The 1361-nt window shown below is 69.5% G+C and carries 1 protein-coding gene, 1 tRNA gene and 2 pseudogenes; 2 read left to right on the top strand and 2 right to left on the bottom strand.

Annotation, left to right across the window (positions count from 1 at the left end):
* The first annotated feature begins 377 nt into the window (after positions 1-377).
* A tRNA-Gly gene (locus ACFY5C_RS41625) sits at positions 378-451 on the top strand.
* A gap of 49 nt (positions 452-500) precedes the next feature.
* Here the strand turns inward: ACFY5C_RS41625 and ACFY5C_RS41620 are convergent.
* Positions 501-719, bottom strand: a complete 219-nt coding sequence (locus tag ACFY5C_RS41620; protein ID WP_389455290.1) for a hypothetical protein — start codon at positions 717-719, stop codon at positions 501-503.
* Between the two features lie 310 nt (positions 720-1029).
* Positions 1030-1255 (bottom strand): annotated as a pseudogene (locus ACFY5C_RS41615) (ABC transporter permease); the annotation flags it as partial.
* Between ACFY5C_RS41615 and ACFY5C_RS41610 the strand changes: the two are divergent.
* A pseudogene (locus tag ACFY5C_RS41610) lies at positions 1228-1361 on the top strand (DUF1648 domain-containing protein); the annotation flags it as partial. The pseudogenes ACFY5C_RS41615 and ACFY5C_RS41610 sit on opposite strands and share 28 nt — an antisense overlap.

The raw sequence follows: 1361 nt of genomic DNA, 5'->3' as shown, positions 1-1361 counted from the left end.
GGCCGGGGCCGAGCCGGTCGGCCTGCTGCATCGGGAACGACGCGGTGCTGAACACGTGCCCATCGGCACACTGGACGACGGTGCGCTCCATCAAGTCCTAGAGTCCCTTCCCCAAGAGCCGCGCCCGGCTGCTGCCTGCCGGGCGACGCGAGGCCACATTACGGGATCAAAGGGACGGCCCTCCAGGCGGCACTCCGGCCCCGCCCGGGACCCTCTTCGCCCCCTCCACGGTACGCCTCAACTCCGGCGCCCCGCAGTCGCGTCCACGCCCTGAAAAGCACTCAGGCCCCGACGCGACAGCGCCCGGGCCCGGAGATGAGGTAGAGTGACGAGGCGATCGGACACCCCCTCCGGTTACCCCGGATCGGGCGTCTTACGCGGGTGTAGTTTAATGGTAGAACATCAGCTTCCCAAGCTGAGAGCGCGAGTTCGATTCTCGTCACCCGCTCCATGAAGAAGGCCCAGGTCATCGACCCGGGCCTTTCTGCTGTCCGCTGTGATCACTCGCCACGTGCCAGATCCGTGCCAGAACGCTTCTCGTCGGCCTTTCGGAAGGCGGCGGCCCGAGCCTTCCGGACTGTCGCGTCGAGGCTGGCGGCAACCTCTCCCTGACGCTCCTCGTCGGAGTGCTGATAGATCAGCGCCGCCTCTTCGGACGACTGCAGGTTGCTGCGGGACGAAGAGGTCGCTCCGTTAGGGTGCGCCGCATGACCGACCACGCCCCGGACTGTCCCGAGTGCAGCCGGCCCTTGAAGGCGGGCGGCCTTATCCTCACGTAGCGGGAGGAGGATGGCCGGCGCGCCTGCCGGTCGCTCTGGGGGTGTGGCAGTCGGCATGTCTGGTGGCGCTGGGCCGATCGGCCGGACGAAGCTCTGGAGGCCTGCCCGGTGCCCGGGCTCTTCCGCTGACAGCCACGCCCAGACGTCGCACAAGGACACGGCCTGATGGCCTTTGGTGTCGTGCATGTTGTGCTCGGGCAGATCGTATGCGTGCCGGGCGATGGCGCAGTAGCCGGCGTCGTCGTGCAGGACTGCGGGTCACCAGCGCGGCCAGCAGGGCGGCGCCGAGGGGCACGGCGACCAAGAGGGCGGCGAGGGTCTCCCATCGGCACGTACGGCGGGGCGTCACCGACGTCGGCCCACCCCTGGTCGAAAGCCTCCTGGTAGGAGCGCATCTGCTCGCGCTTCTCGGTGAGCCGCAGCCCGACCGCGGGCAGGACACCGGCCGCCGAGCCGAGGACCACACCCGAGGTGGCCCCGCGTCGAGCACCGCACCCCGGCTCAGGTAGGGGGATGGGGCTACCGGCTGAGCGGGCTGGGAACCACCGTCATGCTGCGTCGCGGTGAATGTCTGGTCGTCCG

This window comes from Streptomyces sp. NPDC012935 (assembly GCF_042900345.1).
GTDB lineage: Bacteria > Actinomycetota > Actinomycetes > Streptomycetales > Streptomycetaceae > Streptomyces.
Note: the sequence above shows the minus strand (reverse complement) of the source record. Positions and strands in the feature narration are given on the sequence as shown.